Origin of the sequence: Arthrobacter sp. NQ4, assembly GCF_029077345.1 — a bacterium.
Lineage (GTDB): Bacteria > Actinomycetota > Actinomycetes > Actinomycetales > Micrococcaceae > Arthrobacter.
In genome coordinates this window covers 39,561-63,469 of the sequence record NZ_JARETC010000016.1, presented here as the reverse complement: position 1 = coordinate 63,469, position 23,909 = coordinate 39,561, and the positions used below count along the sequence as shown (strand labels likewise).

Annotated in this window: 24 protein-coding genes; 17 read left to right on the top strand and 7 right to left on the bottom strand. The window is 64.3% G+C overall.

All coding sequences use genetic code 11. The features are described from left to right. The coding region (locus PUN51_RS19380; protein WP_275182200.1) for an enolase C-terminal domain-like protein at positions 1-260 on the top strand (260 nt) is incomplete at its 5' end. 41 nt (positions 261-301) lie between these two features. Here the strand turns inward: PUN51_RS19380 and PUN51_RS19375 are convergent. Then, positions 302-1,237, bottom strand: a complete 936-nt coding sequence (locus tag PUN51_RS19375) for a PaaX family transcriptional regulator (RefSeq protein WP_275182199.1) — start codon at positions 1,235-1,237, stop codon at positions 302-304. A gap of 170 nt (positions 1,238-1,407) precedes the next feature. Between PUN51_RS19375 and PUN51_RS19370 the strand changes: the two genes are divergently transcribed. The 4 genes from PUN51_RS19370 (at position 1,408) to PUN51_RS19355 (ending at position 5,946) form a co-directional block, all read left to right on the top strand. After that, on the top strand, positions 1,408-2,778 hold the full coding sequence (locus PUN51_RS19370) for an MFS transporter (protein ID WP_275182198.1): 1,371 nt from the start codon (positions 1,408-1,410) through the stop codon (positions 2,776-2,778). Positions 2,779-2,808: 30 nt separating this feature from the next. After that, positions 2,809-4,554, top strand: coding sequence for a CocE/NonD family hydrolase (locus PUN51_RS19365; RefSeq protein ID WP_275182197.1), 1,746 nt, complete (start codon positions 2,809-2,811; stop codon positions 4,552-4,554). After that, positions 4,551-5,018, top strand: a complete 468-nt coding sequence (locus tag PUN51_RS19360; protein WP_275182196.1) for a DUF3237 domain-containing protein — start codon at positions 4,551-4,553, stop codon at positions 5,016-5,018. The genes PUN51_RS19365 and PUN51_RS19360 overlap by 4 nt, the downstream gene beginning before the upstream one ends. A 103-nt stretch (positions 5,019-5,121) precedes the next feature. Beyond that, positions 5,122-5,946: a class I SAM-dependent methyltransferase gene (locus PUN51_RS19355; RefSeq protein WP_275182195.1), complete on the top strand. Its 825-nt coding sequence runs from the start codon at positions 5,122-5,124 to the stop codon at positions 5,944-5,946. 4 nt (positions 5,947-5,950) lie between these two features. Here the strand turns inward: PUN51_RS19355 and PUN51_RS19350 are convergent, their stop codons facing one another. Further along, the gene (locus PUN51_RS19350; RefSeq protein ID WP_275182194.1) at positions 5,951-6,544 is read right to left on the bottom strand and encodes a hypothetical protein; all 594 of its coding nucleotides are present in this window, start codon (positions 6,542-6,544) and stop codon (positions 5,951-5,953) included. A 459-nt stretch (positions 6,545-7,003) separates the two neighbouring features. On the opposite strand from PUN51_RS19350, the gene PUN51_RS19345 reads away from it, so the two are divergent. Both PUN51_RS19345 and PUN51_RS19340 read left to right on the top strand, forming a co-directional pair. Beyond that, the gene (locus tag PUN51_RS19345) at positions 7,004-7,399 is read left to right on the top strand and encodes a hypothetical protein (protein ID WP_275182193.1); all 396 of its coding nucleotides are present in this window, start codon (positions 7,004-7,006) and stop codon (positions 7,397-7,399) included. 198 nt (positions 7,400-7,597) lie between these two features. Next, on the top strand, positions 7,598-8,458 hold the full coding sequence (locus PUN51_RS19340) for a Pr6Pr family membrane protein (protein ID WP_275182192.1): 861 nt from the start codon (positions 7,598-7,600) through the stop codon (positions 8,456-8,458). A 12-nt stretch (positions 8,459-8,470) separates the two neighbouring features. On the opposite strand, the gene PUN51_RS19335 is transcribed toward PUN51_RS19340, so the two are convergent. Further along, positions 8,471-9,046, bottom strand: coding sequence for a TetR/AcrR family transcriptional regulator (locus PUN51_RS19335; protein WP_275182191.1), 576 nt, complete (start codon positions 9,044-9,046; stop codon positions 8,471-8,473). A 55-nt stretch (positions 9,047-9,101) separates the two neighbouring features. On the opposite strand from PUN51_RS19335, the gene PUN51_RS19330 reads away from it, so the two are divergent. Beyond that, positions 9,102-9,611: a DUF4188 domain-containing protein gene (locus tag PUN51_RS19330; protein WP_275182190.1), complete on the top strand. Its 510-nt coding sequence runs from the start codon at positions 9,102-9,104 to the stop codon at positions 9,609-9,611. A gap of 57 nt (positions 9,612-9,668) precedes the next feature. Here PUN51_RS19330 and PUN51_RS19325 read toward each other — a convergent pair whose 3' ends face one another. Together PUN51_RS19325 and PUN51_RS19320 are read right to left on the bottom strand one after the other, a co-directional pair. After that, positions 9,669-10,157, bottom strand: a complete 489-nt coding sequence (locus tag PUN51_RS19325) for a DUF2306 domain-containing protein (protein WP_275182189.1) — start codon at positions 10,155-10,157, stop codon at positions 9,669-9,671. Between the two features lie 313 nt (positions 10,158-10,470). Further along, positions 10,471-11,076, bottom strand: coding sequence for a hypothetical protein (locus tag PUN51_RS19320; RefSeq protein ID WP_275182188.1), 606 nt, complete (start codon positions 11,074-11,076; stop codon positions 10,471-10,473). A gap of 502 nt (positions 11,077-11,578) precedes the next feature. Here PUN51_RS19320 and PUN51_RS19315 point away from each other — a divergent pair. Further along, positions 11,579-12,031 carry a suppressor of fused domain protein gene (locus tag PUN51_RS19315; protein WP_275182187.1) on the top strand — a complete coding sequence of 151 codons (453 nt, stop codon included), beginning with the start codon at positions 11,579-11,581 and terminating at the stop codon, positions 12,029-12,031. A gap of 98 nt (positions 12,032-12,129) precedes the next feature. Then, complete coding sequence (locus PUN51_RS19310) at positions 12,130-12,537, top strand: hypothetical protein (protein WP_275182186.1); 408 nt, start codon at positions 12,130-12,132, stop codon at positions 12,535-12,537. Positions 12,538-14,297: 1,760 nt separating this feature from the next. On the opposite strand, the gene PUN51_RS19305 is transcribed toward PUN51_RS19310, so the two are convergent. Beyond that, a complete protein-coding gene (locus tag PUN51_RS19305; protein ID WP_224027260.1) occupies positions 14,298-14,765 on the bottom strand; it encodes a MarR family winged helix-turn-helix transcriptional regulator in 468 nt (155 codons plus the stop codon). Between the two features lie 130 nt (positions 14,766-14,895). Here PUN51_RS19305 and PUN51_RS19300 point away from each other — a divergent pair, with 130 nt between their 5' ends. From PUN51_RS19300 to PUN51_RS19275, 6 genes are all read left to right on the top strand, one after another. Further along, on the top strand, positions 14,896-15,837 hold the full coding sequence (locus PUN51_RS19300; RefSeq protein ID WP_275182185.1) for an SDR family NAD(P)-dependent oxidoreductase: 942 nt from the start codon (positions 14,896-14,898) through the stop codon (positions 15,835-15,837). Between the two features lie 2 nt (positions 15,838-15,839). Next, on the top strand, positions 15,840-16,730 hold the full coding sequence (locus PUN51_RS19295) for an amidohydrolase family protein (protein ID WP_275182184.1): 891 nt from the start codon (positions 15,840-15,842) through the stop codon (positions 16,728-16,730). A gap of 1 nt (position 16,731) precedes the next feature. Beyond that, positions 16,732-17,961: an acyl-CoA dehydrogenase family protein gene (locus PUN51_RS19290; RefSeq protein ID WP_275182183.1), complete on the top strand. Its 1,230-nt coding sequence runs from the start codon at positions 16,732-16,734 to the stop codon at positions 17,959-17,961. Positions 17,962-18,014: 53 nt separating this feature from the next. Further along, positions 18,015-18,470: a MaoC family dehydratase gene (locus PUN51_RS19285; protein ID WP_275182182.1), complete on the top strand. Its 456-nt coding sequence runs from the start codon at positions 18,015-18,017 to the stop codon at positions 18,468-18,470. 110 nt (positions 18,471-18,580) lie between these two features. Then, entirely contained in the window at positions 18,581-19,906 is a 1,326-nt protein-coding gene (locus tag PUN51_RS19280; protein WP_159634012.1) for an MFS transporter, read from the top strand. Positions 19,907-19,913: 7 nt separating this feature from the next. After that, positions 19,914-21,476 carry an acyl-CoA synthetase gene (locus PUN51_RS19275; protein ID WP_275182181.1) on the top strand — a complete coding sequence of 521 codons (1,563 nt, stop codon included), beginning with the start codon at positions 19,914-19,916 and terminating at the stop codon, positions 21,474-21,476. A gap of 215 nt (positions 21,477-21,691) precedes the next feature. On the opposite strand, the gene PUN51_RS19270 is transcribed toward PUN51_RS19275, so the two are convergent. After that, positions 21,692-22,717 carry a LacI family DNA-binding transcriptional regulator gene (locus PUN51_RS19270; RefSeq protein WP_159635900.1) on the bottom strand — a complete coding sequence of 342 codons (1,026 nt, stop codon included), beginning with the start codon at positions 22,715-22,717 and terminating at the stop codon, positions 21,692-21,694. A 166-nt stretch (positions 22,718-22,883) separates the two neighbouring features. On the opposite strand from PUN51_RS19270, the gene PUN51_RS19265 reads away from it, so the two are divergent. Beyond that, positions 22,884-23,819 (top strand): dihydrodipicolinate synthase family protein, encoded by a 936-nt coding sequence (locus PUN51_RS19265; RefSeq protein WP_275182180.1) that lies wholly within the window; start codon positions 22,884-22,886, stop codon positions 23,817-23,819. The last annotated feature ends 90 nt before the right edge of the window (positions 23,820-23,909 follow it).

Sequence of the window (23,909 nt, the reverse complement as noted above, 5' to 3'; positions counted from 1 at the left end):
TTTCCCCGGTGGGGTTCGCGGCACAGCTGCACGTGGGCCTGGCGATCCATAACTACGGGATCCAGGAGTACATGCAGCACTCGGATAAGACCAACGAGGTCTTCGAGCAGTCCATGACCTTCGTGGATGGCTACCTGCACCCGGGCGACAAGCCGGGCATCGGCGTCGAATTCAACGAAGAAGCCGCCGCAGCCTACCCCTACCAGCAGGCCTACCTGCCCTACAACCGCCTGGTCGACGGCACCGTGCACGACTGGTAACCGCGCTTCCCGTTGACCCTGCGGCCACCCGCAGGGTGGCTTTAGCCCTTCAATACGAAGGCCCTGCTGTGCCCGGCCACTTCGGGCGCCAGCCTCGCAGCCTCCCCCTCCGCGTAGGAACGGGCATCCTCCAGCAACGGGTTGTAGAGGGCGACAAGGATGCGGCGCGCCTCGAACAAGGGGAAATCGCGGGGCAGCAGCTCCGGGGGGAGCCCGGGGTCCTCCCAGGGGAATGCCCGCCAAGCGTCCATCACCTCGGTCCTAAGCCGGAAGGCCTCTTCCCCCGGGAGGCGTCCACCGGCCAGTGTCTCCGCTTTGTGGCGGTAGGCGTTGATGAAGGGGGTGTACTGCCGGCGTACTTCGTCCAGGTCCCAGGCCTCGATCGGCGGCCGCCCGCGGAGCCCTTCCCGGGCGGTGCGGAAGATGACGTAGTTCTCCACGCCCAGGTGCCGGCAGGAATCCTCCAGGTCGTCGGCGGTGTCCCACGCGGAAACCCAGACCGCCCCATATAAGGGTGCGAACCCCAGCCATTTGAGCCGGCTCCGCAGCAGTTCGCGCAGTTCGCGCGAGCGCTCCGGAACACTGAAGGCAACCACGGTCCACATGCCATCCCAGGGCCGGTCCTCGGAGCCGAAGCCGCTGATCTGGCGCACCCCGATGTCCAGGCGGGCCCTCGCCTCCGGGGTGAACCTGTACCGGGAAGCACGCCCCGCACTCGACTGTTCCAGGACGGCGCGCCCTGCGAGCCGGCTGAGGGCTGTCGAGGCAGCGGAGGAGCTGAGGCCCAGGGCCGCGGCCAAGGACACAATCAGCCGGGAGGGCAGCCACCCGGTGTAGTCGCGCCAATAGTCCGCCAGCATCGTGACCACCAGGTGCTGCGACGCCGAGCCCTTCAGCGGGCGCGGGAAGTTGACTTCCTCGGCGGCGACACGGGGCTCGGTGGGCCCGCCAGGGAAAGGATGCGGCTCAAAAGTCACACCCCATCTTCGCAGGCTGACAAGGCGCGGCAAATTTACTTTGCACATTTATTGACGGTCGTCTTGATAAGCGCATAACATTTAGCCCAGTGATCCGGCCCACATCCCGCGCCGGCACGCACAGTCCCCAGCAGGCGCCTGCTGAATCATCACTTTCCAGGAGATCCGCAATGACCGCAGGTCCCATTGGCCCGGTGACGCCGTTGTCCCCGAGTGCCACACCAGTTTCCACAGCAGCGCAGCCAGGCAGCGCGAATGCCCGCCGGGCCGCCATGGCCAGCTTTATCGGAAGCACCCTTGAGTACTACGACTTCTTCATCTACGGATCAGCCTCAGCCCTGATCTTCAACAAGATCTTCTTCCCGGGCATCGACCCGTCGCTGGGCATGGTGCTGTCCATGGCCACCATCGGTATCGGATATGTTGTGCGGCCCGTTGCCGCAGGCGTGATCGGACATTTTGGTGACCGCGTTGGGAGGCGGCAGATGCTGGTCCTGACGCTCGTCCTGATGGGCATCGCGACGTTCCTGATCGGCTGCCTGCCGCCGGCATCGGCCATCGGGGCGGCCGCACCGGTCCTGCTTGTCTTCCTCCGGGCCGTGCAGGGGGCCTCGGCCGCCGGCGAATCCGTTGGCGCCGTGACCATGACCATGGAGCACGCCCCCAGCAACAAGCGCGCGTTCTATGCCAGCTGGGTCAATACCGGCGCCGTCGCCGGCATCATGCTCGCGTCCCTCGCCTTCCTGGCCGTATCACTCCTGCCTGAACAGGAACTTCTTGCCTGGGGATGGCGGCTTCCGTTCCTGGCCAGCCTGCTGGTGGTCGGCATCGGCCTTTACATCCGCCTCCGCCTGCCCGAATCCGAAGTCTTCGAAGCCGCCAAGGAAACAGGAAGCCAGCGGGAACTGCCCATCAAGGTAGTGCTTCGCGACCACTGGGCAACCATCCTCAAGGTGATCCTGTTCGGCCTGTGGAGCGTCGTCTCCTCGGTGTTTGCGGCTTTTGGACTCGCCTACGCCGGAAAGCTCGGAGTTCCCGCCGCCGTGATGCTCACCGTCACCATCGTCACCGCCGCCCTCGGCATCGTCGTCCAGCCCTACGCAGGCATCCTCGCGGACCGGATCGGACGGAAACCGGTGTTCATCACAGGCAACATCATCTGTGCTGTGGCGGCCTTCGCCTTCTTCTGGTCAATCAGCATCGCATCGGTCCCGCTGATCTTTGCCACCGCCATCCTCTTCATGACGGTGGGCTACGGCATGGTCAACCCGCTGGGCCCCTCCATGACGGCGGAAATGTTTGAAACCAGGATCCGGTACACGGGGGCCGCCACCGCATCCCAGCTGGGCCTGGTGGTGACAGGCTTCGCGCCCGCCATTGCCGCGGGAATCGTCCAGCCCGGCCCCGTCGGCTGGCTTCCGGTGGCCATGTTTACCGCCGCATGCTGCCTCATTTCCGCCCTGGTGACAGCCGTGTGGGTCAAGGAAACATACCGTACCCGAACCGAAGACCTTGGCAGGCAGCCTGCCGCCACAGCCTAGGCACCCACAACGCAAACGAAAGGCACGCACGTGCGCTACCCGGTCGTCGTCGACGGCGATATTGAAGCAACCATGACCGACGGAACCATCCTCCGGTCCACCGTCTACCGGCCGGACGCGCCGGGCGGCACCTTCCCGGTGCTACTGACACGGACTCCCTACGGGCGGGACCTGGCGGTCAACTCGGCCTACTTCAATCCCGTCACCGTTGCGGCGGCCGGGTACGTGGTGGTGATGCAGGACTGCCGCGGCAGGTTCGGCTCGGACGGCACCTTTGAGCCGTCCGTCAATGAAGCGTCCGACGGCGCCGCAACGGTCGAGTGGGCCGCGCACCTGCCGTGGTCCAACGGCACGGTTGGCATGTGGGGCCGGTCCTACTTCGCGGAAACCCAGTGGCGGGCCGCCCGCCTGGCGCCTGCCGGGCTCAAGGCCCTGGCGCTCGGTGTCTCGGCGGGCGGCAACGCCAATAATGGTGCCCTGTACCGTGGCGGCGCGCACGAGCTCGGCAGCCGCCTCGCCTGGGGCCACGCCTCGATATCGCTCAACGAGCTCATGCGTGAGCATGGCGACGATCCCGAACGGCGCGGCAAGGAACTCCGGGAATGGCTTGCCTTGGATGCTGGCTTCGCCGATGGTTCCTGCTACGGGGTCCTGCCGCTGCGGGACCTGGAACCCCGGGTGGGGACCTTCCTCCGCACCCATGTGACGCCGTCCGCCGGCCAGGATCCGGGAAGCAGCTTCTGCCGGCTGTGGGATGCCGCGTCGGCCGAACCCGTGCCGCTGCCAACCCTCCATATCGGTGGATGGTTCGACATCTTCGCACCGAATACCCTGGACCAGTACCGCCGCCAGGCGGCCCTCAGCCGTACCCGCCGCGGCATCGAGCCCCGCCTCATCCTGGGGCCCTGGACGCACACCAACCTCTCCGGCGGCTACCCGGACATCCACTTCGGGGCGGCCGCTTCCGCCGGTGTTGTCGATGGCCACGGAGACCTTTCCTCCCTTCACACCGCATGGTTTGATGCCGTCCTCAAAGCGGATGAACAAGCAATGGCGGACGTCCCCAAGGTGCTGGTCTATTTTCTGGGTGAAAACCGCTGGCGGGCCTTCGACGCGTTGCCGGAACCGTCACGGCAACAGGCGTGGTTCCTTTCCGCCGGCGGGGAGCTGCTTGGCGAGGCCCCGGAGGATGGTGCCGTCGAGTACGCCTACGACCCCCTGGATCCGGTGCCCACCACGGGAGGGGCCACCATGCTGGCCGGCGCGTTTCCGGCTGGTCCGGCGCGGCAGGACGCGGTCGAGGCGCGCCCCGATGTGGCAGTCTTCACCTCCCGGCCGTTCGAGGAACAAACCACTATATTTGGCGCCGTGACCGCCACACTTTTCGCATCATCGAGCGCCGTGGACACGGACTGGGTGGTCCGGCTCTGCAGGGTGTCGGCAGACGGGGTCTCCCTGGGGATCGCCGACGGGATCGTCCGCGCGTCCTGGCGGGATGCCTATGCCGGAACCGGGCTTTTCTCGGAGGGGCATCCGCCGGCACCCATCGAGCCCGGCCGGATCTACGAGTACACCATTAGCCTCTGGGAGACAGCCCTGACCTTCGCCCCGGGGGAGCGGCTCCGGGTCCAGGTCACCTCCAGCTGCCATCCGCGCTGGGACCGGAACCTCAATACCGGCATGCTGGCCTATGACTCGGGGGCGGCTGTCACCGCCAACCAGCGGATCCACGTGGGCGCCGCCTTCCCCAGCCGCCTGACGGTGGGGATCCTGTGAGGACGCCCGCCCCGCCGCCGCTGGAGTTCCTCGCCCAGCTCAGCGTCAACGTGCAGGCGCCCATCGACGCCGGGCCCGCCCCCACCGGCCACCGCAGGATTGTGCCGATCACCGGGGGTACCGTAACCGGGCCCTCGCTCACCGGCACAGTGCTGCCCGGCGGTGCCGACTTCCAGCTCCTGCACAGCCCGGAACTGACCGAGCTCGACGCCCGCTATATGCTCGAAACCAGTGACGGGGCATTGATCCACGTGCACAACAGCGCCTTGCGGCATGGCTCGGCGGCGGACATCGCCAGGCTCAACCGTGGCGAAGCGGTGGATCCGGCCGCCATCTACTTCCGGTGTTCACTCCGGTTCTCCACGGCGTCCGAAGAATGGTCGTGGCTCAACCACGTGGTTGCCGTCGGTACCGGCGAGCGGTACCCGGACGCCGTGAGGATCGCCGTCTTCATCGTCCGCTGAGGCAGTGACGGAGCCTCGTCGTCGTGCTCCATTCCTGGTCCGCGCCCCACCTGGCAAGGGCTTCGCGTTGACCCTTGGGGCCAGCCGGTGTGAGGATGGCGCCATGAATGAGGTTTCGGCCTTTTACACCGGCCCCGGCCAGCTTTTGGCGGCCATCAGTGCTGCCCTGGATGCGGCCGGCGTGGACCGTACGGCGCTGCGGCCGGCAGACCTCGCTGCTGTCGATGAATTCCACATCCGCGGACGCAGGGCGACGCTGGAAATCATCGAAGCACTCGCCCTTACCGCCGGTTCCCATGTGCTTGACCTCGGCAGCGGATTGGGCGGCCCGGCACGGACGCTCGCCGAGTTGACCGGGTGCACGGTAACCGGGGTGGACCTGACACCGGAGTTCTGCCAGGTAGCGACGGCGCTCTCGGAGTGGACAGGCTTGTCCGGCCGGACCCGTTTCCGCGTTGGGGACGCCACGGCCACAGGCCTTCCCGATCAGTCAGTGGACGCGGCGCTGACCATGCATGTGGCCATGAACATCCCGGACAAGCACGCGCTGTATGCGGAAGCGTTCCGTCTCCTCCGGCCGGGTGGCAGGTTCGTGGTTTACGACGTCCTGCAGGGGGAAGGCGGCGAGGTCCACTATCCGGTGCCGTGGGCCTCCGACTCCTCGACAAGCTTTCCCGCGACCCTGGAAGAGATGCGCGAACTCCTCCCGTCCGCAGGTCTTGATGTCGTCTCGGAAGTCGACTCATCGGACGAAAGCCTTGCCTGGTTCCAGCAGATGCTCGCCAGAATCCGGAGGGAGGGGCCACCGCCGGTGACCTTCGCGACCTTCCTGGGGGACGATTTCGCGCAGATGACAGCCAACCAGGTGGCGAACCTCACCGAGCGGCGCATCCGGACCGTCATGTTCGTGTGCTTCCGGCCGTCCTGATCTTTCAACTGCAGGGGATCACATGGATGCCGGGCCATACCGGGTCAATACCTCCGAGGAGATTGAGGACTCCAGTGTTCCCGTCCCAGTCCAGGGTGTATGAGCCACGGGCCACCGGTTCATACCCGTCGTCGGTGGTCCACGAACTCGCGCGCAATCCGATCCCGCCAAACTTGACTGTGTACACGTCACCGCTGCCGGCGAAGAGAAAAGAAAACTCGCGCACGACGGCACGGCAACCGTTGGCCGCAGGAGGATTCAGAACCCGGTAGCTGGCGCCCAGGTCACTAAACGCACCGCCCAGGCAGATGAGGCAGACCGCGGAGGCTACGAGGCTGCGCAAAAGCCGGAAATGCACTGGAAGCGGTGGCAGGGCAGCGCCGCGGACTGCCCGACCGGCTACCAGCCGAAGCATCACTGATGCGGCCAGCAGGATGCCACTGATGGCCCAGAAGGTCAGAACACTCCCACCCATAACCAGTAGCAGCGCGCCAAGCTGCGCCACGGCCGTCACAGCCGCAAGAACCAGGCAGGAGGCTTCCAGCCGGCGCAGAACCGGAATGTTAAGTGAGCTCTTTACTTTCCCCCGGGTCCCCACAGGCTGAGAGTCTAGCTGTATCGATCCTCAGCTGCTGACCGTAGTTTGGCCCCAAGGCAACCGCTTAGATGCTAACGGCCTCCTCTGTGTCCACGCCTCCCTCGGTAAAGAGCCCTAACGAGGCAGGCTGCGAAACCTGATATCAATAGGACGGAAGCTGCTGTTATTCCCCATGTTGCAGCGTAACCGGCTGGCGGCCCGACATAACAGGAGGTGTCGCCCTGATAGTTATCGGTGTATACGGAGCAACTTCCGATCGGTATCCACAGGAATTCAGTGAAAAGGACGATTGGCGTTATAAAGCACATCCACGGCCAGGCCCGGTTCCATGGCCATTCATCAATTTTCCCCGTCATTTTGCCCCCTGCTGAGAGTCTAATCTCAACAAGTGTTCAATCAGCGGTCGGGGGAAATTGGTTTGGCAATAGCAATAGTTGTTTCTGGGCTTATCGTGAATAGGTGCCCCGTATCGTGCGCGCGTCTTTCCTGCCGCTTCTACTCATGGCGGCTTCTTCTCTGACGGCCTGCTACACGCCGTCGTGTGCCACGTTGCTGGAACCAAACGTCCTCGCGATTGATTTCTCGGCGATGGGGCGGCCCGCTGTCGACCTGGAATTCGAAATTGACTGTCCGGGTAAGAGCGAGTGCTTCGAGAAGTCTGCGGGGGTTCGATTCGACGCTGCCACCCAAAATGCAGTCGAGGTGTGGCCTGGGATCAGCAACGTCCACGTGGTTGTGTATGAAAAGGGCGGGCAGTCCGCAATCTTTGAGAAGACCCTTGATCCAGTCCCGTGGGATCCGCCCACCAAGCCCAACAGCTGTCCAATACCAGGCAAAGCTGTACTCAAGCTTTAGGACTACCCGCTCATATCGCCCGGCGAATAAGCATGGGTTTGGAGCGTACATAGACGCGTACTTCCAGTTTTAGGTAGCCGCCCGGAAGAGGATCCTTCATGGGGACGCCTCATGTGCTTGGCGGCATCAGGCGGCGGTTGGTGGCAATCCGGTCCTTTGGACTCTGGGCTACCTTTAGCGCAACACTACGCTGATGCCATGAGCGACGTGCTGACCCTGAGTCCTCCGGTTCAACGCAACCTTGGAGCCAACCGGGCGCTGCATCCGGACCGTCTCTGGATCCGGCTAGTACGCGGCGGCGCCGGACTTGCCATGCTCGCGGCCCTTGGGCAGGAGCTATATGACGCGACCCAGCCCGGCAATTCCGTCGATATCCCCCAGCTCGTCTCCCAGTTCACGTTCCAGTCAAACCTCGTCCTCGGGCTCGTGTTCCTTGCCTCCGCCGCGCGGCCGCGTGCGCGGCTGCCGCAGTGGTGGGATCACCTCTTCGGCGCCCTCGCGTTCTACCTGGTGATGACGGGCATTATTTATGTGGTGCTCGTTGCTCCGCCTGGTGAACCGTGGTGGACGCTGGACTTGTACTGGCCGTGGATGGTCACCCACCGCATCGCGCCGCTGGTCGCGGGGCTCGACTGGCTCCTCGTCACGCGCACCGTCCGAGGCCCGTGGCGGCGGCCCCTCGTCTGGCTCTGCTACCCGGGGGTGTTCCTGATCTTCTCCTGGGTGCGCGGCGCCCTCGACGGCTGGTACCCCTACGACTTCCTCAACCCGAGGCTCGACGGCGGCTGGCCGGCGGTCCTCGCCACCAGTGCCCTGGTACTCGCCGCGTTTCTCGTGGTGGGCACACTCGTGCACCTTGCCGGCAATGCCCGGGTGGGGCTCGCCCGCGGACCCGGAAAGGAAACCCCTGCCCAGCCGGCAGTCCCGGGCGGCTCGATGCGTCGTCACGCTCGGGAGATTTGCTGGTCCACCCGCAACGCAAACTGCCGTGTTAAGGTCCCTATCTCCAATAGCCAAAAACAACCGTTTAGGGAGGCGGTGTTGGTGCAGCGGGGGTGATTTACTGTGGAATTACGTGTAGCGTCCCAGGGATCGGCCGATCTGCCGGATGGCGGCATCGTAGGCCGCATCCCACGTCCAGCCAGCTGCGGGTGCGCCGGCCAGCTCTAGTGACACCAGCCCGTGGACCTGGCCCCAGACAACGCCGACCATAGAGGCGATCTCATCATCTGCTGCTCCGGGCAGGGCTGCGGCGACCGCGGCGAACAGCGGCGCGATCGATGGCTCAGTGGCTCCCGGCGTCGGCGTACACGGCACTTGGCTGGCCAGCGAGCCGCCGAACATCAAGCCGTAGAGGGCGGGATGCTCCAGCGCCCAGGTTCGGTAAGCCCGGCCCAATGCTTCGAGGCCGGCAGCGCCTGCTGCTTGTTGGGAGGCAGCAAAGGACGCGAAGCCGTCGTCAAGTACGGCAGTCAGCAATTCCGCCTTGCCCCCGAAGAGCGAGTACACCGCCGTCGTCGAAGTCCCAGCGGTTGCGGCAATACTGCGCAACGATACGGAGGCAACGCCGTCACGGCTGATCAAGGAGGCTGCGGTGTCGAGCAGCCTGCGACGCAGGGCCTCATCGTGGACTACGGGTCTTGCCATGGGACAAGTATTGCATAACAATGTTTTGTAACAGTGTTATGAATAGGAGAAGCGCATGTCACAGCAGGTGCACAAAGGACGTTTCACTGCCGATCCCGAGGTTGGCCCCGTGACGGTCTTCCTGATCGGGATGCGTGCGAACCGGTGGTGGAAGTTCGGGAAGGTGGCACGGGTGGGGGCGGCCATGCCCAAAATGCTTGCCTACCTAGCCAAGACGCCGGATGCTGGCTTGCTGGGCTACCAGCAATGGTTCGGGCGGACCACCATCATGGTCACCTACTGGAAAAGCCCGGAGGATTTGCAGCGGTTCGCGGCCGACCGGTCGGCGCCGGACCTTGAGACCTGGCGCCGATTCATGCGCGAATCAGCCGGCGATGGCGACGTCGGCGTATGGCACGAAACCTACGAGACGGTTCCGGGTGGCAGGGAAAGCGTATATAGCGATATGCCGGTCTTTGGGTTGGCAGCGGCCACCGGCCATGTACCGGTGGGAGCAGGACTGAACACCGCGCGCCAGCGTTTGGAGGCAGGCGGCCCAGGCGGTCGACCGTCGGCGCGGGGTTGAATGCCCGGTCCGTGCGCACGCGACGCCTCTTTGATTAGCTGCCCGTGAGCCGATCCTCTACCGGGCGCGGAGGGGCCTTTGCGCTGTGCGCAACTGGGCAAACCCCAGAATCGTCAGAGCTGCTGTGCCCAGCAGAACCAGGATGAGCAGGCCCAGCAGGGGAAGCTCATGGGCAGCGAGCTGGGGGATGCGACGCGAGGGCACTGCCAGCACGCCCATGAAGGCGCCGAGGAGACCGAAGTAGCTACCCGTCATGAAGCTGCGGTGGGAACGGATATTTCCTTTCCGGACAGCCCACAGCCCTGCCGTCAGTGTGCAAAACGTCAGAACTGAGAGTGCATGGAGCCAGTTGAACCCACCGTCTATGGTTCGGATTCCGAAAGAGGTCAGCACCACGACGTACATGGCGGCAACCCAAATTCGGCCTACGACCCTATGAAGGGTGCCTCCCTTGGTCCGACGCAGCAGGTTAACGGCTCCAAAGATGAGTGCATAGCTGGCAGCCACTGCGTGCACAGCGATCAGGACGGTCCAAGAGGAAGGCATACACCGGAGCGTAGCGGACGTGGATTTCCCGGTCCCCTTTTTTACAGCCTGCGCCTGCGCTCGAAAATTTCCTGCACAGGGCTATTAGCTGGTCGTCGCGGCCGGCACAGGATCCTCTAGCGCGCCCTGCAGTGATTGTGCAGACGACTGTGGAAATTTGTGCAGACGACTTCGGAAAATGACAGGCGGCCCGGCACCTGGTTGTCCCTATAGAGGACCGGCTTACGGGCGGGACTGTCGCACTGGAAAGAGATTGGCTCGCACGGAGCAGGGCGTCTGTCCGGTAGCCGATCCCTTACCGGACAGCGCCTCGCTATTGCTCCAGGGAGGGGATTCCAAGGTGGGCGCAGATTTCGGGTCCTCCGGGGATGACGGCAACGCTGTTGTCGACGACGCACGCGGTCAGCTGTGGGACGTACTGGCCGATGAGTTTGTTCGTCCCGGCGGCCCCACCCAGTGGATTGCCGTACTTATCGCTCGGCCTGCCGTTGGCGCTTGACTTGCCGGGGTCGGCAGTGGGAGTGGTTCGGACGAAACCGGCGGGAATGAGATCGTCAGTGATCCCCTGAGGGTTCATCGATCCCATGTCCCATAGCCCGCCACACTGGTTAATGGGGTCAGTGATCTGTTGCATTCCTGCGTTCGGGTCACCAGGGTTCGGGTTATTCTTCGCGTCGAATCCTGCCATCATGATCCCCGTGCTGAGGTATGGCGGCATGATCACTTTAGGGTCCGCTTTGACGGGGTAGGTGGTGGTGAGGTCGGCGCGGTAATAGCAGCGGATGTCGCGCTTGTCGTTAACCGGGGCAATGGCCGGGGAACTGGAGGTTACACCCGCCGCTGACTCGGCTTCAAGGGAAGCGCTGGAGGTAGTGGGGGCCGGCGTCGGCGCTGAATAAGAACATGCTGCCAAAAGCATTGCCGATGCCGCCAAAAGGGCGCCGGTCCCTATCATCCAAGCTTGCAGATTTCCCTTACGCATGGAAGTCCCACACAATCCTCTAAGTTGTCCCCGCTGCAGATCCAGAACATCGATACGCGCCTGCTCTCTCAAAGACTAAACCAGCGCTTCACCCGCAGCCCTTCGGACCACCGCCGAGGTAAAGAGGATGACGTTGGCTGCACACCCGGGCCGCGTACTCATCCGGCGTCCAGACCCTGCCCGTAAGCCGATCCTCTACCGCACGCCTTACACGTCCGGTGAGCTACCGTCATACGGAAGCAGACCATCCGACTCGCCGTCCCGGGGTTACGTATTGCCGAGCTGACAGTTTTGCTTCGCTTCCTGACGCGGGGTGTTTGGTTGTTAGTGTGGCGTGGTGCCCACTCGAGTAGAGCAGTTTTTCTCCCACCTGGACCATGTAAGGGGCGGAATTGAGCCGCGCTTCTTTCCGTTCGAGGGGAGCCGAGGCTTACCCCGCGTGACGGTGGTCGTCTACGACGATATTCCTGGGCCCGGAATGCTGACCGGCATCACTTACGGCGTCAGCTTGGCCGATCATCCCCACTGGCGACTTGGCAAACCTGAGCTTTGTATCAGCGTAAGGTCAGATGACCTTCGGTGGCCGCTGGTCCTTGGACACATCGGAGAGACCCAACGCGGAGACAACCCGTTCCATTACGGGGACACGATAAACCTGGGCGAGAGGATCGCCCCCGACTCTGAAATGACGGCATTCGTCATCTTTGCACCAGCCGTTCTGGACCGTGTCGACTTCGCCGACATCAACGTCGGAGAGACCCGGCCCATCAACATTTGCGGCCTCTACCCGATTCACGAAGCCGAGCGCCTCTTCATACATGAACACGGGCTAGAGGCCTTCTGGCAGCTCGGCTGGGACCCGTACGATGTAGGACGGCCCTCGGCAGTCTGACTTTTCATCGCCGCTAGCAACAATCTCGATTCCAGTCCGGGGATCCTTCTTCGGGCGATTTTGTGCTGGGCCGCCCTGAGGGACTGACAATGGGAGCCATGTATGAATTCACGGCCGAGGACAATGAGTCGCTCGATCAGGCAGGTCGGATACTCCGAGAACGTGGCTGGAAGAAAGCGTTCACCCTCGATGAGATGATGACAGCCTGGGAGCAGCTCGTGGCCCAGGTCGAACTGGGTTACAGCGACATGGTGGACGAATACACGAACGACTTGGCCTGCCGTGACTGGTTGGCGGCCGTGTGGCCATTGATTGCAGAGCACGTGCGAACAGTCCGGGCACCGGAACTGAACGCCCTGGACTTGCGTTTTCTGGCCGCAACAACCGAGGACACTGCCGAAGAGTTAGGGCGCTTCTACAGTACCGACGCTAAAGATGCATGGTGGTGGCGACGCCTACCCCTCCGTCGCTTTGGAGGATTTGCCGCTGACCTGAAGTCGCTCTAGTGTCCAAGAGCCCTTGGCGGGCCCCGTTAAGTGGTTTCCAAGCACTCAGTTTTCGAGCTACCTACCGGAGGATGTCCACCACTCATAGAGTGGCATCGAACGGAGGAAGAACAATGGCGAAACGAAAATGGCACGACAACTGGGTGCTCTACCTGATTCCGCCGTCTCTTTTCGCCATGTTCTTGGTTTGGCTTATGAGGGACGTCTGGCAATGGTTCTGACGCCGCGCAGAACATGGACAACCGTAACCAAAGGTTGGGCATCGCCCGGCGTTTTTGTCCTCTGTGCAAGGGCGATTGGGCATCCGTAAGCGAACACGTGGTGCTCTTGCCCGATGTGGCCGAATTCATTCAGCAAGGGCTCAGGTTCTAGGAGCGCGGGTGAGGAAGCGAGTGATACGTCGACGGTCACGGAGGAGGAATCCTGCCGCAATCACGAACAAAACGGCAGTAATTCCGAACAGGACCTGCAGGATCTCTGAACTGCTGTTGAGCATCTGGGCGGGCAGGAGAAAAGCCCAGACAATGAGCAGACGTAGCTGGAAATCAATCTGGGTTTGCGTCTGGACCGCGGCTGCCCGGATAAGCGGCAAGTCCTGGGACGCCACCGGTACAAGTCCTCGCCACTGTTTGACGACCTTCCGACGTTCTTGCCTCGTCAGTGGCGAGAGGATGGCTTTCCACCTGGGAATGTAGGTCTCGGTCCGAAAAGCATGGATGAAAACGAAGACCATCCAGACGAACGCGCAGCCCAGAAGGACGATTGCGCCCCAGGTTCGTAGCTCGGAGACCCCTGCGCGCGGACTCCTAGGGAGCGCAATGCCGAGGAAAAATCCAGCCCTCCGACACCGATCAGGAGGAGCAGAATCAGGACCCACAACTTAGTACGGCGTCGCGTGTAATGCTCGTCCCGGACCCCCGCGGCCAGTTCCTGTGCAGCGGCCCAACGTTTCGTCGCAGCAGGGTCAACGCCGGGTTCCACTTCCATCTGATTCCCCCTCTACAGCCATCCAAACAGGATTGTCTTTCCATGTTGTTGGTCCTCGCTGGAAGCCAGAAATTGATCCCTCTCTGGATGGGCTCCTGATCATGTATGGGACAAGCGGGCCAACCAAGCCTGTGCCACGCAGATTCATGCCATACGGGACAAGGCAACTGTGGTGCCCTACTCCCTGGGCTCATATCCGGGCCGGCCTGGGGCCCTTGCTTTGCGGTCGACCACGTAAGTGCCAATGAGGATGACCAGACCGCCTAGACCGGTGAAGAGCCCAGAGGCAACGTTTCCCCCGGGCCTGAGCAAGTTGAATAAGCCGACTAGCGTGGCAAAGATTCCAACAATCATGCCGATTGCATATCGGGACTTCTTCATGACCACAGTATGGTCCCGTGCAGATGGACAACTTTAGTCTTGATCATCTTTTGAGCATTCCGCCCCACCAATCGCTGCAGACAGGCCGGGACAAATTCGCACCGTTCTGGACCCACTGGGGGACGCCCGTAAGCCGGTCCTCTACCGGGACAACCCGGTGCTGACATGCGGTTTTGTGGAGTAGCAGTTCAAGGTGTCCCGTATACCCCGCCCGCAATAATGCCCGGTGAAGGTGCCCTAAACGCTACAGCCCAGATTGTCCCGAAGCCCTTGGTGCAAGCGACGTCTCGCTGGCTCCCGACGCGTTTGCGGAGCTGCCCACGGTCGGGCAGCCCAACAATTCCCGTAACACGCAAAGCAGCCCGCGACGGTGCCGCCTCTAAGGCTGCCGCCTACTCCGCCGCGCCCCACAGTGCCTTGCGGAGCAGCCGCTTCAATTCCTGCGACTCCTCCCCGGACAGCACGGCCAGCTGGTTCAGCTCGGCGGCGTCCATGGCGGTGCGGGCCTTCGCGTGCATCTTCCGCCCCTCGGCAGTGGAGACGATGATCTTGGCGCGCCGGTCCTGCTTTCCCTGCGCCCGTTCCACCAGGCCGCGACGTTCCAGGTCGTCCACAAGGGTGACCACCTGGCTGGGGTCCAGGCTGAGGAAGTCCGCCAGTTCCCGCTGCGTGGGCTCGAGCCCGCTGCAGGCCAGCGTCAGGATGGAGAAGGAGCGTTCCCGCAGGCCGAAGTCAGCCAACGCCTTGTTGTTCAGCACCGAGCCGGCGGCGTGCAGCTTGGCGAGCAGCAGGCCCACATCGCTGCCGATCCTGGCTGCCGCAAGGCGGGGTGTCTGAACTTCGGTGCCCAAGGTGGCCATCACAACTCCGGTGTAAAAAACAATCGTTGACTTTTTCAATGATCCGTAATTTCATTGATTTCAACAAGGATCTCACACCGCAGTGGGACCACCCCAACGGCTTCGGCCGGCGCATGCGAAGGAGCAGGCCATGAGCTTGAACGGCAAGGTTGCAATTGTCACCGGCAGCGGGCAGGGCCTCGGGCTCGCCTACGCAAGGGAACTCGCCCGCCAGGGTGCCGCCGTCGTCATCAATGACGTCAACGCGGACACCGCCGCGCAGGCCGTCGCGCAGATCGAGGCCGATGGCGGCCGCGCCACCGCCGTGGTGGTTCCGGTGGGCACCACCGACGCAGCCAAGGCCCTGGTGGCCGGCGCCGTGGACACCTTCGGCCGCCTGGACATCCTGGTCACCAACGCCGGGATCCTCCGCGACAAGTCCCTGCTGAAAATGACGGACGAGGACTTCGACCTGGTGATCAACGTCCACCTCAAGGGGACGTTCACCTGCGTCCGCGAGGCCTACGCCTACTTCAAGGAACACAACGTCCAGGGCCGCATCATCACCATCGGCTCGCCCACTGGCCAGCGCGGCAACTTCGGCCAGACCAACTACGCCGCCGCCAAGGCAGGCATCGTGGGCATGGTCCGCACCTGGGCGCTGGAAATGAAGAAGGCCGGCGTGACGGTCAACAGCGTCATCCCCGTGGCCGCCACCGCCATGACCAAGACCGTGCCCTACTTCCAGAAGGCCGTGGAAGCGGACGAGCGCGGCGAGGCCATGCCGTCCTTCTTCCGCCATGACCTGGGCTTTGGAACGGCCGACGACGTCTCCGGCCTGGTTGCCTACCTCGCCTCCGACGAGGCAGCCAACATCACCGGCCAGGCCATCGGCGCCGGCGGTGACCGGCTCCAGGTCTGGACCCACCCGGAAGCGGCCACCACCGAGTACCGTGAGGGCGGCTGGAGCTACGAGGCGCTGCAGGAAAACGCCGGCCAGCTGTTCACCGCCAGTACGCTCCAGAGCTACGGCGAGGAATTCCTCCCGCTGCCGGAGGACCTGAAGCCTGCACAGCCCGCCGAGGCCCGCTGACCATGGCCGACCGCTACGAACTGGGCATCGACCCGGCAAAGCTCGATGCCATCGACATGCACGTCCACCTCGAGGTGGACAGCTGCGGCCACGGCTCCCTGCCGGAGGAACTGACCGAAGCCTCGGCCAAATACTTCAAGTCCGAGGACCGCGCCCCTTCCCTGGACCGCATCGCCGAGGTCTACCGCGAACTGAACATGGCCGCCGTCGTCTTCACCGTGGACGCCCGCACCCAGCTCAAGCACGAGCCCAACAGCATCCCCGAACTCATCGCCGGTGCTGCCCGGAACAATGACGTCCTGATCCCGTTCGGCAGCGTGGACCCGCGCACCGGCGAGGACGCCATCGCCGGCGCCAAGCACCAGGCAATCGAACTCGGCGCCCGCGGCTTCAAGTTCCACCCCTCCCTGCAGGGCTTCGACCCCTCCAGCGAGCGCTTCTACCCGCTCTGGGAAACCCTCCAGGATCTGGGCCTGCCCGCCATCTTCCACACCGGCCAAAATGGCATGGGCGCGGGCCTTCCCGGCGGCTTCGGCATCAAGCTGGCCTACTCCAACCCCCTGCTGCTGGACGCGGTTGCCGCGGACTTCCCGGGCCTGCAGATCATCATGGCCCACCCGTCCGTGCCCTGGCAGGACGAAGCCAACTCCATCGCCACCCACAAGGCCAACGTCTTCATCGACCTCTCCGGCTGGTCGCCCAAGTACTTCCCGGAATCCCTGGTCAAGGCCTCCAACTCCTACCTCCAGGACAAGGTGCTGTTCGGCACCGACTTCCCGCTGATCACCCCGCAGAAGTGGCTGGGCGCCTTCGCGGACCTCCCGCTGAAGGACGAGGTCCGGCCCAAGATCCTCAAAGACAACGCGGTCCGCCTCCTCGGACTGGGGGCCTGAAATGGGCACGCTGAAGACGGCGGAGGCCGCCCTGGGTGCCCGCCTCTACTCCGGCGCGGACTGGTATGACGCCGAGTCCCTGCTCACGCTCGAGGAGCGCCAGGTCCTGTCCCGGCTGCGGACCTTCCTCGATTCAGAAGCCAGGCCACTCCTGGCCGAGTACTGGGAGCGCGGTGAGTTTCCGGAGCAGCTCGCCCGGCCGCTGATCGACCTGGACCTCATGGAACCAGCCGAACTCACCGGCGCCGCGGGTGCAGAACACGGACCCGCCCGCGGCATCTACCAGGGCTTCCGGATCTTCGAACTTGCCCGCACGGACGCGTCCCTGGCTACCTGGTACACCGCCCAGGCCGGCCTGTTCCGGACAGCCATCCGCGTGGGTGCCTCGCCGGAACAGCAGGCCGAATGGATGCCCAAGGTTATCGACTTCTCGCTCAAAGGCGTGTTCTCGCTGACCGAACCGGAATCCGGATCGGACATCGCCGGCGGACTCTCCACCACCGCCCGGCGGCAGGCCGACGGCAGCTGGATCCTTGACGGCGCCAAGCGCTGGATCGGCGGCGCAGCCACCGCGGACGTCCTCGCAGTATTCGCCCGGGACACCGCGGACGGGCAGGTCAAGGCCTTCCTCGTGGACCGCACAGCCGGCGGCGTCACCCTGGAGAAAATCCAGGGCAAGACCTCGCTGCGGATGATGCAGAACGCCCACATCACCCTCACCGGTGTCCGCGTCCCCGATGCCATGCGGCTGCACAACGTGAACTCCTTCAAGGACGTAGCCGCGATGCTCCGGGCCATGCGCTCGGACGTCGCCTGGATCGCCACCGGCATCGCCGCCGGCGCCTTCGAAGCCGCCCTCGCCTACGTCAACGAACGCCGTCAGTTCGGACGCACCCTGGGTTCCTTCCAGCTGGTCCAGGAAAAACTGGCCCGCATGCTCGGCAACATCACCGCGAGCCTGTCCCTGGTGGTCAGGCTTACGGAACAGCAGGCCAAAGGCATCTACCGCGACCAGGACTCCGCCCTGGCCAAGATGCAAACGTCCCTGTTCATGCGCGACACCGTAGCCCTGGCCCGCGAAGTGGTGGGCGGCAACGGCATCACCCTGGCAACCGACGTCGCGCGATTCCATGCCGACGCCGAGGCCGTCTACTCCTACGAGGGCACCCACGACATCAACGCCCTCATCATCGGCCGCGCCCTCACCGGCGAGAGCGCCTTCACCCGCTAAGCCCTGCAACACCTGCACAGCACCACAACCACACACCAGCCCAGGAGGCAACGATGCCCAATCTCGTCGTCGATTTCGACACCCTGCTCACCCTGTCCGGCAAGGACCTCGGCACCACCGACTACCGCCAGATCACCCAGGACCAGATCAACCAGTTCGCGGACGCCACCGACGACCAGCAGTGGATCCACACGGACCCCGAGCGCGCTAAGGACGGCCCGTTCGGCGCCCCGATCGCCCACGGCTTCCTCACGCTGTCCCTGATCATCCCGTTCTGGGGCGAGCTGTTCGACGTCGAAGGCGTCACCACCAAGGTGAACTACGGCCTGGACAAGGTCCGCTTCACCTCTCCCGTGAAGGTGGGCTCCAAGGTCCGCATGCACGCCACCATCGCCGACGTGGCCGAGGTCAAGGGCGGCGCCCAGATCAAGGTCAACGCCACCATCGAGATCGAAGGCCAGGAACGCCCGGCCGTCGTCGCCGAATTCCTGGCCCGCTTCTACAAGTAGCCCGCTTCCACCAGGAACAGCCGTTTCCCACCCCCCAGGCGGCGCGCCCCGGCGCCGCCGCCTCAGGCAACCCCAAAAACCCCCACATTCCTCCGTCTTTAGGAACAGCCATGTCCGGACACACCACGCTCGCACCCGCGGGCACGGCCGCCAAGCGCAAGGAAGCGCGCACGGTCATCCTGTCCAGCTATCTGGGCAGCACTATCGAGTTCTACGACTTCCTGCTGTACGCCACCGCCGCAGCAGTGGCCTTCCCCAAGGTCTTCTTCGCCGGCACGGATGAATGGGTGGGCGTCGTCGCCGCCTACGCCACCTTTGCTGCCGGATACGTGGCCAGGCCGCTGGGCGGGATCATCTTCGGCCACTTCGGCGACAAGGTGGGCCGCAAGGGGATGCTCATCATCTCCATGGCCATGATGGGCATCGCCTCCACCCTGATCGGCCTGATTCCGGGCGCCGGCGTGATCGGGCCGTGGGGAGCCGTCATCCTGGTGCTGCTGCGGGTCTGTCAGGGCATCGCCGTCGGCGGTGAATGGGGCGGGGCCGCGCTCATGGCGCTGGAACACTCGGACCCGAAACGGCGCGGCTTCGCGGCGTCGTTCGTCAACGCCGGTGCCCCCACCGGCGCCGTGCTGGGCACCCTGGTGATGGGCGCCTTCTCGGCCCTGCCGCAGGACGCCTTCCTGGCCTGGGGCTGGCGCGTGCCGTTCCTGCTGTCCTTCGTGCTCCTCATCGTGGGCATGTTCGTCCGCCTGCGGGTTTCTGAAAGCCCCATCTTCGCCGAGGCCGTGGCCAAGGAAGAGGCGCAGGGCGCCAAGCGCAAGATCCCGCTGCTGGACGTGCTCCGCCGGCCCAAGGCTCTGATAATGATCATGTTCGCCGGCGCCGCCGGATTCGGCCTGCAGGTGGTGCTGCCCACCTTCTCGGTGACCTACGCCGTGTCCAAGGGCGCCCCCCAGCAGGGCGTGCTCTACGCCTTCGCCGGCGCCTCGGCCATCTCCATCGTCTTCGTCCTCCTGGGCGGACGCCTGTCGGACCGGTTCGGCCGCCGCCCCGTAATGATCGCCGGCCTGGCCCTGTTCATCGCCTACCTCTTCCCGATGTTCGGGATGCTCGGCTCGGGCAATGTGGGCCTGGTGTTCGTGGCCTTCACGGTGGCGCTGATCCTCCACTCCTCCCTCTACGGGCCGCTGGCGGCATTCGTGTCCGAACAGTTCGGCACCACGTCCCGCTACACCGGCGCCGCGGTGGGCTACCAGCTGGCCACGCTCATCGGCGCCGGCTTCACTCCGGGCATCATCGCCGGACTCTACAAGGACTCCGGCCAGAACATCCTCCCGGTAGTGGTGTTCCTGTCCGTCATGGCGCTGGTCTCGATTGTCTTCATCGCCCTGACGCGGGAATCTAAGAACAACGACCTCACCACGGTCCGTTAGGAGAACCATGGACAACAACGGAGTTGGCTCCTGGCTGCAGCGCCGCCGCCGCAAGTCGGGCACCAAGACGGCCCTGCTGTCAGCAGCGGGCACCCTGAGCTACGAGGAGCTTGCCGAGCGGACCGACCGCCTGGCCAACGCGCTCCGCGACCGGGGCGTGGCCAAGGGGGGCCGGGTGGCCTACCTGGGGGAGAACCACCCCTCCTTCGTGGAGACCTTCTTCGCCTGCGGCCTCCTCGGTGCCATCTTCGTGCCGCTCAACACCCGGCTCGCACCGCCCGAGCTGCAGTTCCAGCTGCAGGATTCCGGAGCCCGGCTCCTGGTCAACGCCGGCGCCCTGGAGGCGCCTGCATCGGCCGCGGTGGAAGGGACGGCGGTGACGCACCGCTTGGTCGTCGCGGCCGACGGCGGGACGGAACCTTCCGGTATCACGTTACCCGCCGCCGTCGGACACTCCGTCACGGTGGAACGGTACGGGGAGGCGCTGCAGGCAGCAGCGCCGGAGCACCCCGACGTGCCCGTGGGCCATGACGACGGCGCCATGATCCTGTACACCTCCGGGACCACGGGCAAGCCCAAGGGTGCCCTGCTGACGCACGGGAACATCACCTGGAACTGCATCAATACCATTGTGGACATGGACCTGAACCGCAACGACGTGGCGCTGATGATCTCGCCGCTGTTCCACGTGGCGTCCCTGGACATGGGCCTGCTGCCGATGCTGCTGAAGGGCGCCACCGTGGTGCTCGAGGCCAAGTTCGATCCCGCCAGGGTCCTGGACCTGATCCAGGAGCACAAGGTGACCACCCTCAATGGGGTGCCCACCACGTTCCAGCTGCTCTGCGAAGATCCCGGATGGGCAACTGCGGACCTCAGCTCGCTGGACAAGCTGACCTGCGGCGGCTCCGCGATTCCGCGCCGGGTCCTGGACGCGTACGAGGACCGCGGCATCGGCTTCACCAGCTGCTACGGCATGACCGAAACCGCCCCCGGCGTCACCATGCTGCCCGTGGACCGGTCCAGGGAGAAAGCCGGTTCGTCGGGCCTGCCGCACTTCTTCACCGACCTGCGGATCGCCGATCCCATGGGTGGCGCGGTGGCACCGGGCGAGGTGGGGGAAATCCAGATCTGCGGCCCCAACGTGATCAAGGAGTACTGGAACCGGCCGGAGGCCACCGCCGCCAGCTACGCGGACGGGGCCTGGTTCCGCTCGGGGGACATGGGCTACCGGGACCAGGAAGGCTTCCTGTTCGTCTCGGACCGGCTCAAGGACATGATCATCTCCGGCGGGGAGAACATCTACCCGGCGGAGGTGGAGGCGGTCATTTCCGAGCACGGTGCCGTGGGCAGCGTGGCCGTCATCGGCGTCCCGGATGACAAATGGGGCGAGGTCCCGCAGGCGATCGTGACCCTGCGCGAAGGGGAATCGCTGACCGCAGAGCAGCTGCGCAGCTTCCTCGACGGCAGGCTCGCCCGCTACAAGATCCCCAAGTCATTGGTGGTGGTGGAGGACATGCCGCGCACCGCCAGCGGCAAGATCCGCAAGATGGAGCTCCGCAAGCAGCTCTGACGTCAGGGACATACAGCTGCCCGCCTCGGTTTCCGGGGCGGGCGATTGTCTTAAGGGGCGATGAGCCCTGTCAGGCGGCACGTCCACGGGCGCCCGTTTGGACAGTGACACCGAGACTGCGGTGGAAGGAAGCGCGCCACCTCGATTTCGACAACAGCGGAGCTTCCGTGGATGTCAACGACTTCGCAGCCCAGGTAACCGCCTGGGGTGCTGTTTCACGTACCGGTGCGCTGGGGCGCTCCGCTGGATTGGCGTGGGATGAGAGTGGGCATGGACCGGCGGATGAGTGGTTCGATGCCTGGGTTGACGATGAGGTCGATGGCGGTGGCTGCTATCTGGTCCAGGGGAACGTGCACCGAGCTTAGGGGCGTCGGCAGCCGGGCGGACAATGGCGTGTCGTTGTATCCGACCAATGCCAGATGGTCGGGGATGCTGATCCCGTTGCGGTGGGCTGCGGCCATGACACCCATGGCGATGTTGTCATTGGCGGCGAAGATGGCTGTCGGGCGGGATTGCGGTGTTCCTGCGAGGAGCGTTTCGCCGGCCGTGTAGCCATTCTCGATGCCGTACCCGGCAGCGATAAGCCATTCTTCGCGCGGCTGGATGCCTGCCTCATTCAGTGCTCTGCGTGCTCCCGCCAAGCGTGCGGTTCCGGTGGAGGTGAAAGCGGGGCCGGTAACGACAGCAATGTTGCGATGGCCCAGGTCGATAAGGTGACGTGTGGCGAGGTAGCCGCCGACCTCGTCGTCTCCGAGCGCAGAGGGACTGATGCCGTCAGTTCGGAGCACCAGCGCATGCGCTACACGGCGCTCACGCAGCAGTCGGGGGAGCTCGTCATCGAGCCGCGCCGTGGCGAGAATCAACCCATCGACGTTTCTATCGAGGAGTGTTTCGGCCGCGCTGCGTTCATCCACGGGGTCATCTCCGCTGGTGGCGACCATCGCAAAGTAGCCCCGGGATGACGCTGCCTTTTCGAGTTCTTCGAACATCAGCGCCATAACCGTGTCGCTCAAACGCGGGACAAGGACACCAAGGGTGCGGGTCTCACCACGCCGCAAACTTGAAGCAAAAGAGTTCCGGCGGTACCCGAGTTCTTCCGCGATCTTCCGGACATGGGCTGCCGCCGCGGATCTGGAGGTGGTGCGTTCATCCAGCGCGCGGCTGGCGGTCGAGATGCTCACGCCACTGGCAGCCGCGACATCCTTGAGCGTGACAATCCCTGCGGGGGCGGGACGTTCCATCGCGGTTCTCCTCTTCAGCAAGGGTGTTACAGCCACTCTATTCCTCCTTCTTGCAAACGTTCTCTTGACAGTGAGCTGCGACACGTGCAAACTTGAAAACGTTCCCGCAAACGTTCTCATCATAGCGGGACTACCGACCATCAAAGAAGACAAGAAGGTAGCTGCAATGGCACTCGATCTCCGCGGACTCAACCCCGCACCTGTCACCCCGTTCACCGAAGATGGCGCCGTCGACTTCGCCGCAATCCAGCGCCTGGGTTCGTGGCTCGGATCGATTGAGGGCGTGAAGAGCCTCGTCGTTCTGGGGCACGCCGGCGAAGGGACGTTCCTCACCGAAGAGGAGCAGCTGGACGTGATCCGCGCGTTCGTGGCATCGACCGACGGCCGGGTACCGGTTGTAGCGGGCATCACGAAGGAGGGCAATAAGACAGCGGCCCTCGAAGCCAGAAAGGCCGTCGATGCCGGCGCGTCAGCTGGTCTCGTCTACCCCTCGCACGGGTGGCTGCGCTTCGGCTACCAGAAGGGCGCACCCCAGTCGCGCTATCAGGAGATTTACGACGAATCCGGTCTGCCGCTGATCCTGTTTCAGTACCCCGACAACACCAAGGCAAGCTACGACCTCGAAACCCAGCTGGAGATCGCCGGCCAGGAGGGAGTCTTCGCCACGAAGAACGGTGTCCGGAACATGCGCCGGTGGTACACCGAGATCCCCGCGCTGCGCGCCGCGTACCCCGAACTGCAGATCCTGTCCTGCCACGACGAATACCTGCTGCCGACCATGTTCGATGTCGACGGCCTGCTCGTTGGCTACGGCAACATCGCCCCCGAACTGCTCGTCGAACTGATCGAAGCCGGCAAGGCGCAGGACTACCCGCAAGCCCACGCAATCCATGAGCGGCTGCTCCCGGTAACGAAGAACGTTTACCACCGCGGCTCCCACATGGAAGGCACGGTCGCCCTGAAGTGGGGCCTTGTGAACCGCGGCATCCTGGACCACGCGACAGTGCGCACCCCGCTCCTGCCCCTCCCCCAGGGCGCCGAAACCGAAATCGCGGAAGCCTTCGCTGCCGCGAACATCGGCAAGGTCACCGTCAACGCCTGATCGACGGATCCTGAGGATGGCGGGAGCAACTCCCGCCATCCTCCCCTAGGCTTTAGCCATCTCCACTCTTGGTCAATGAGGACCCCAGCA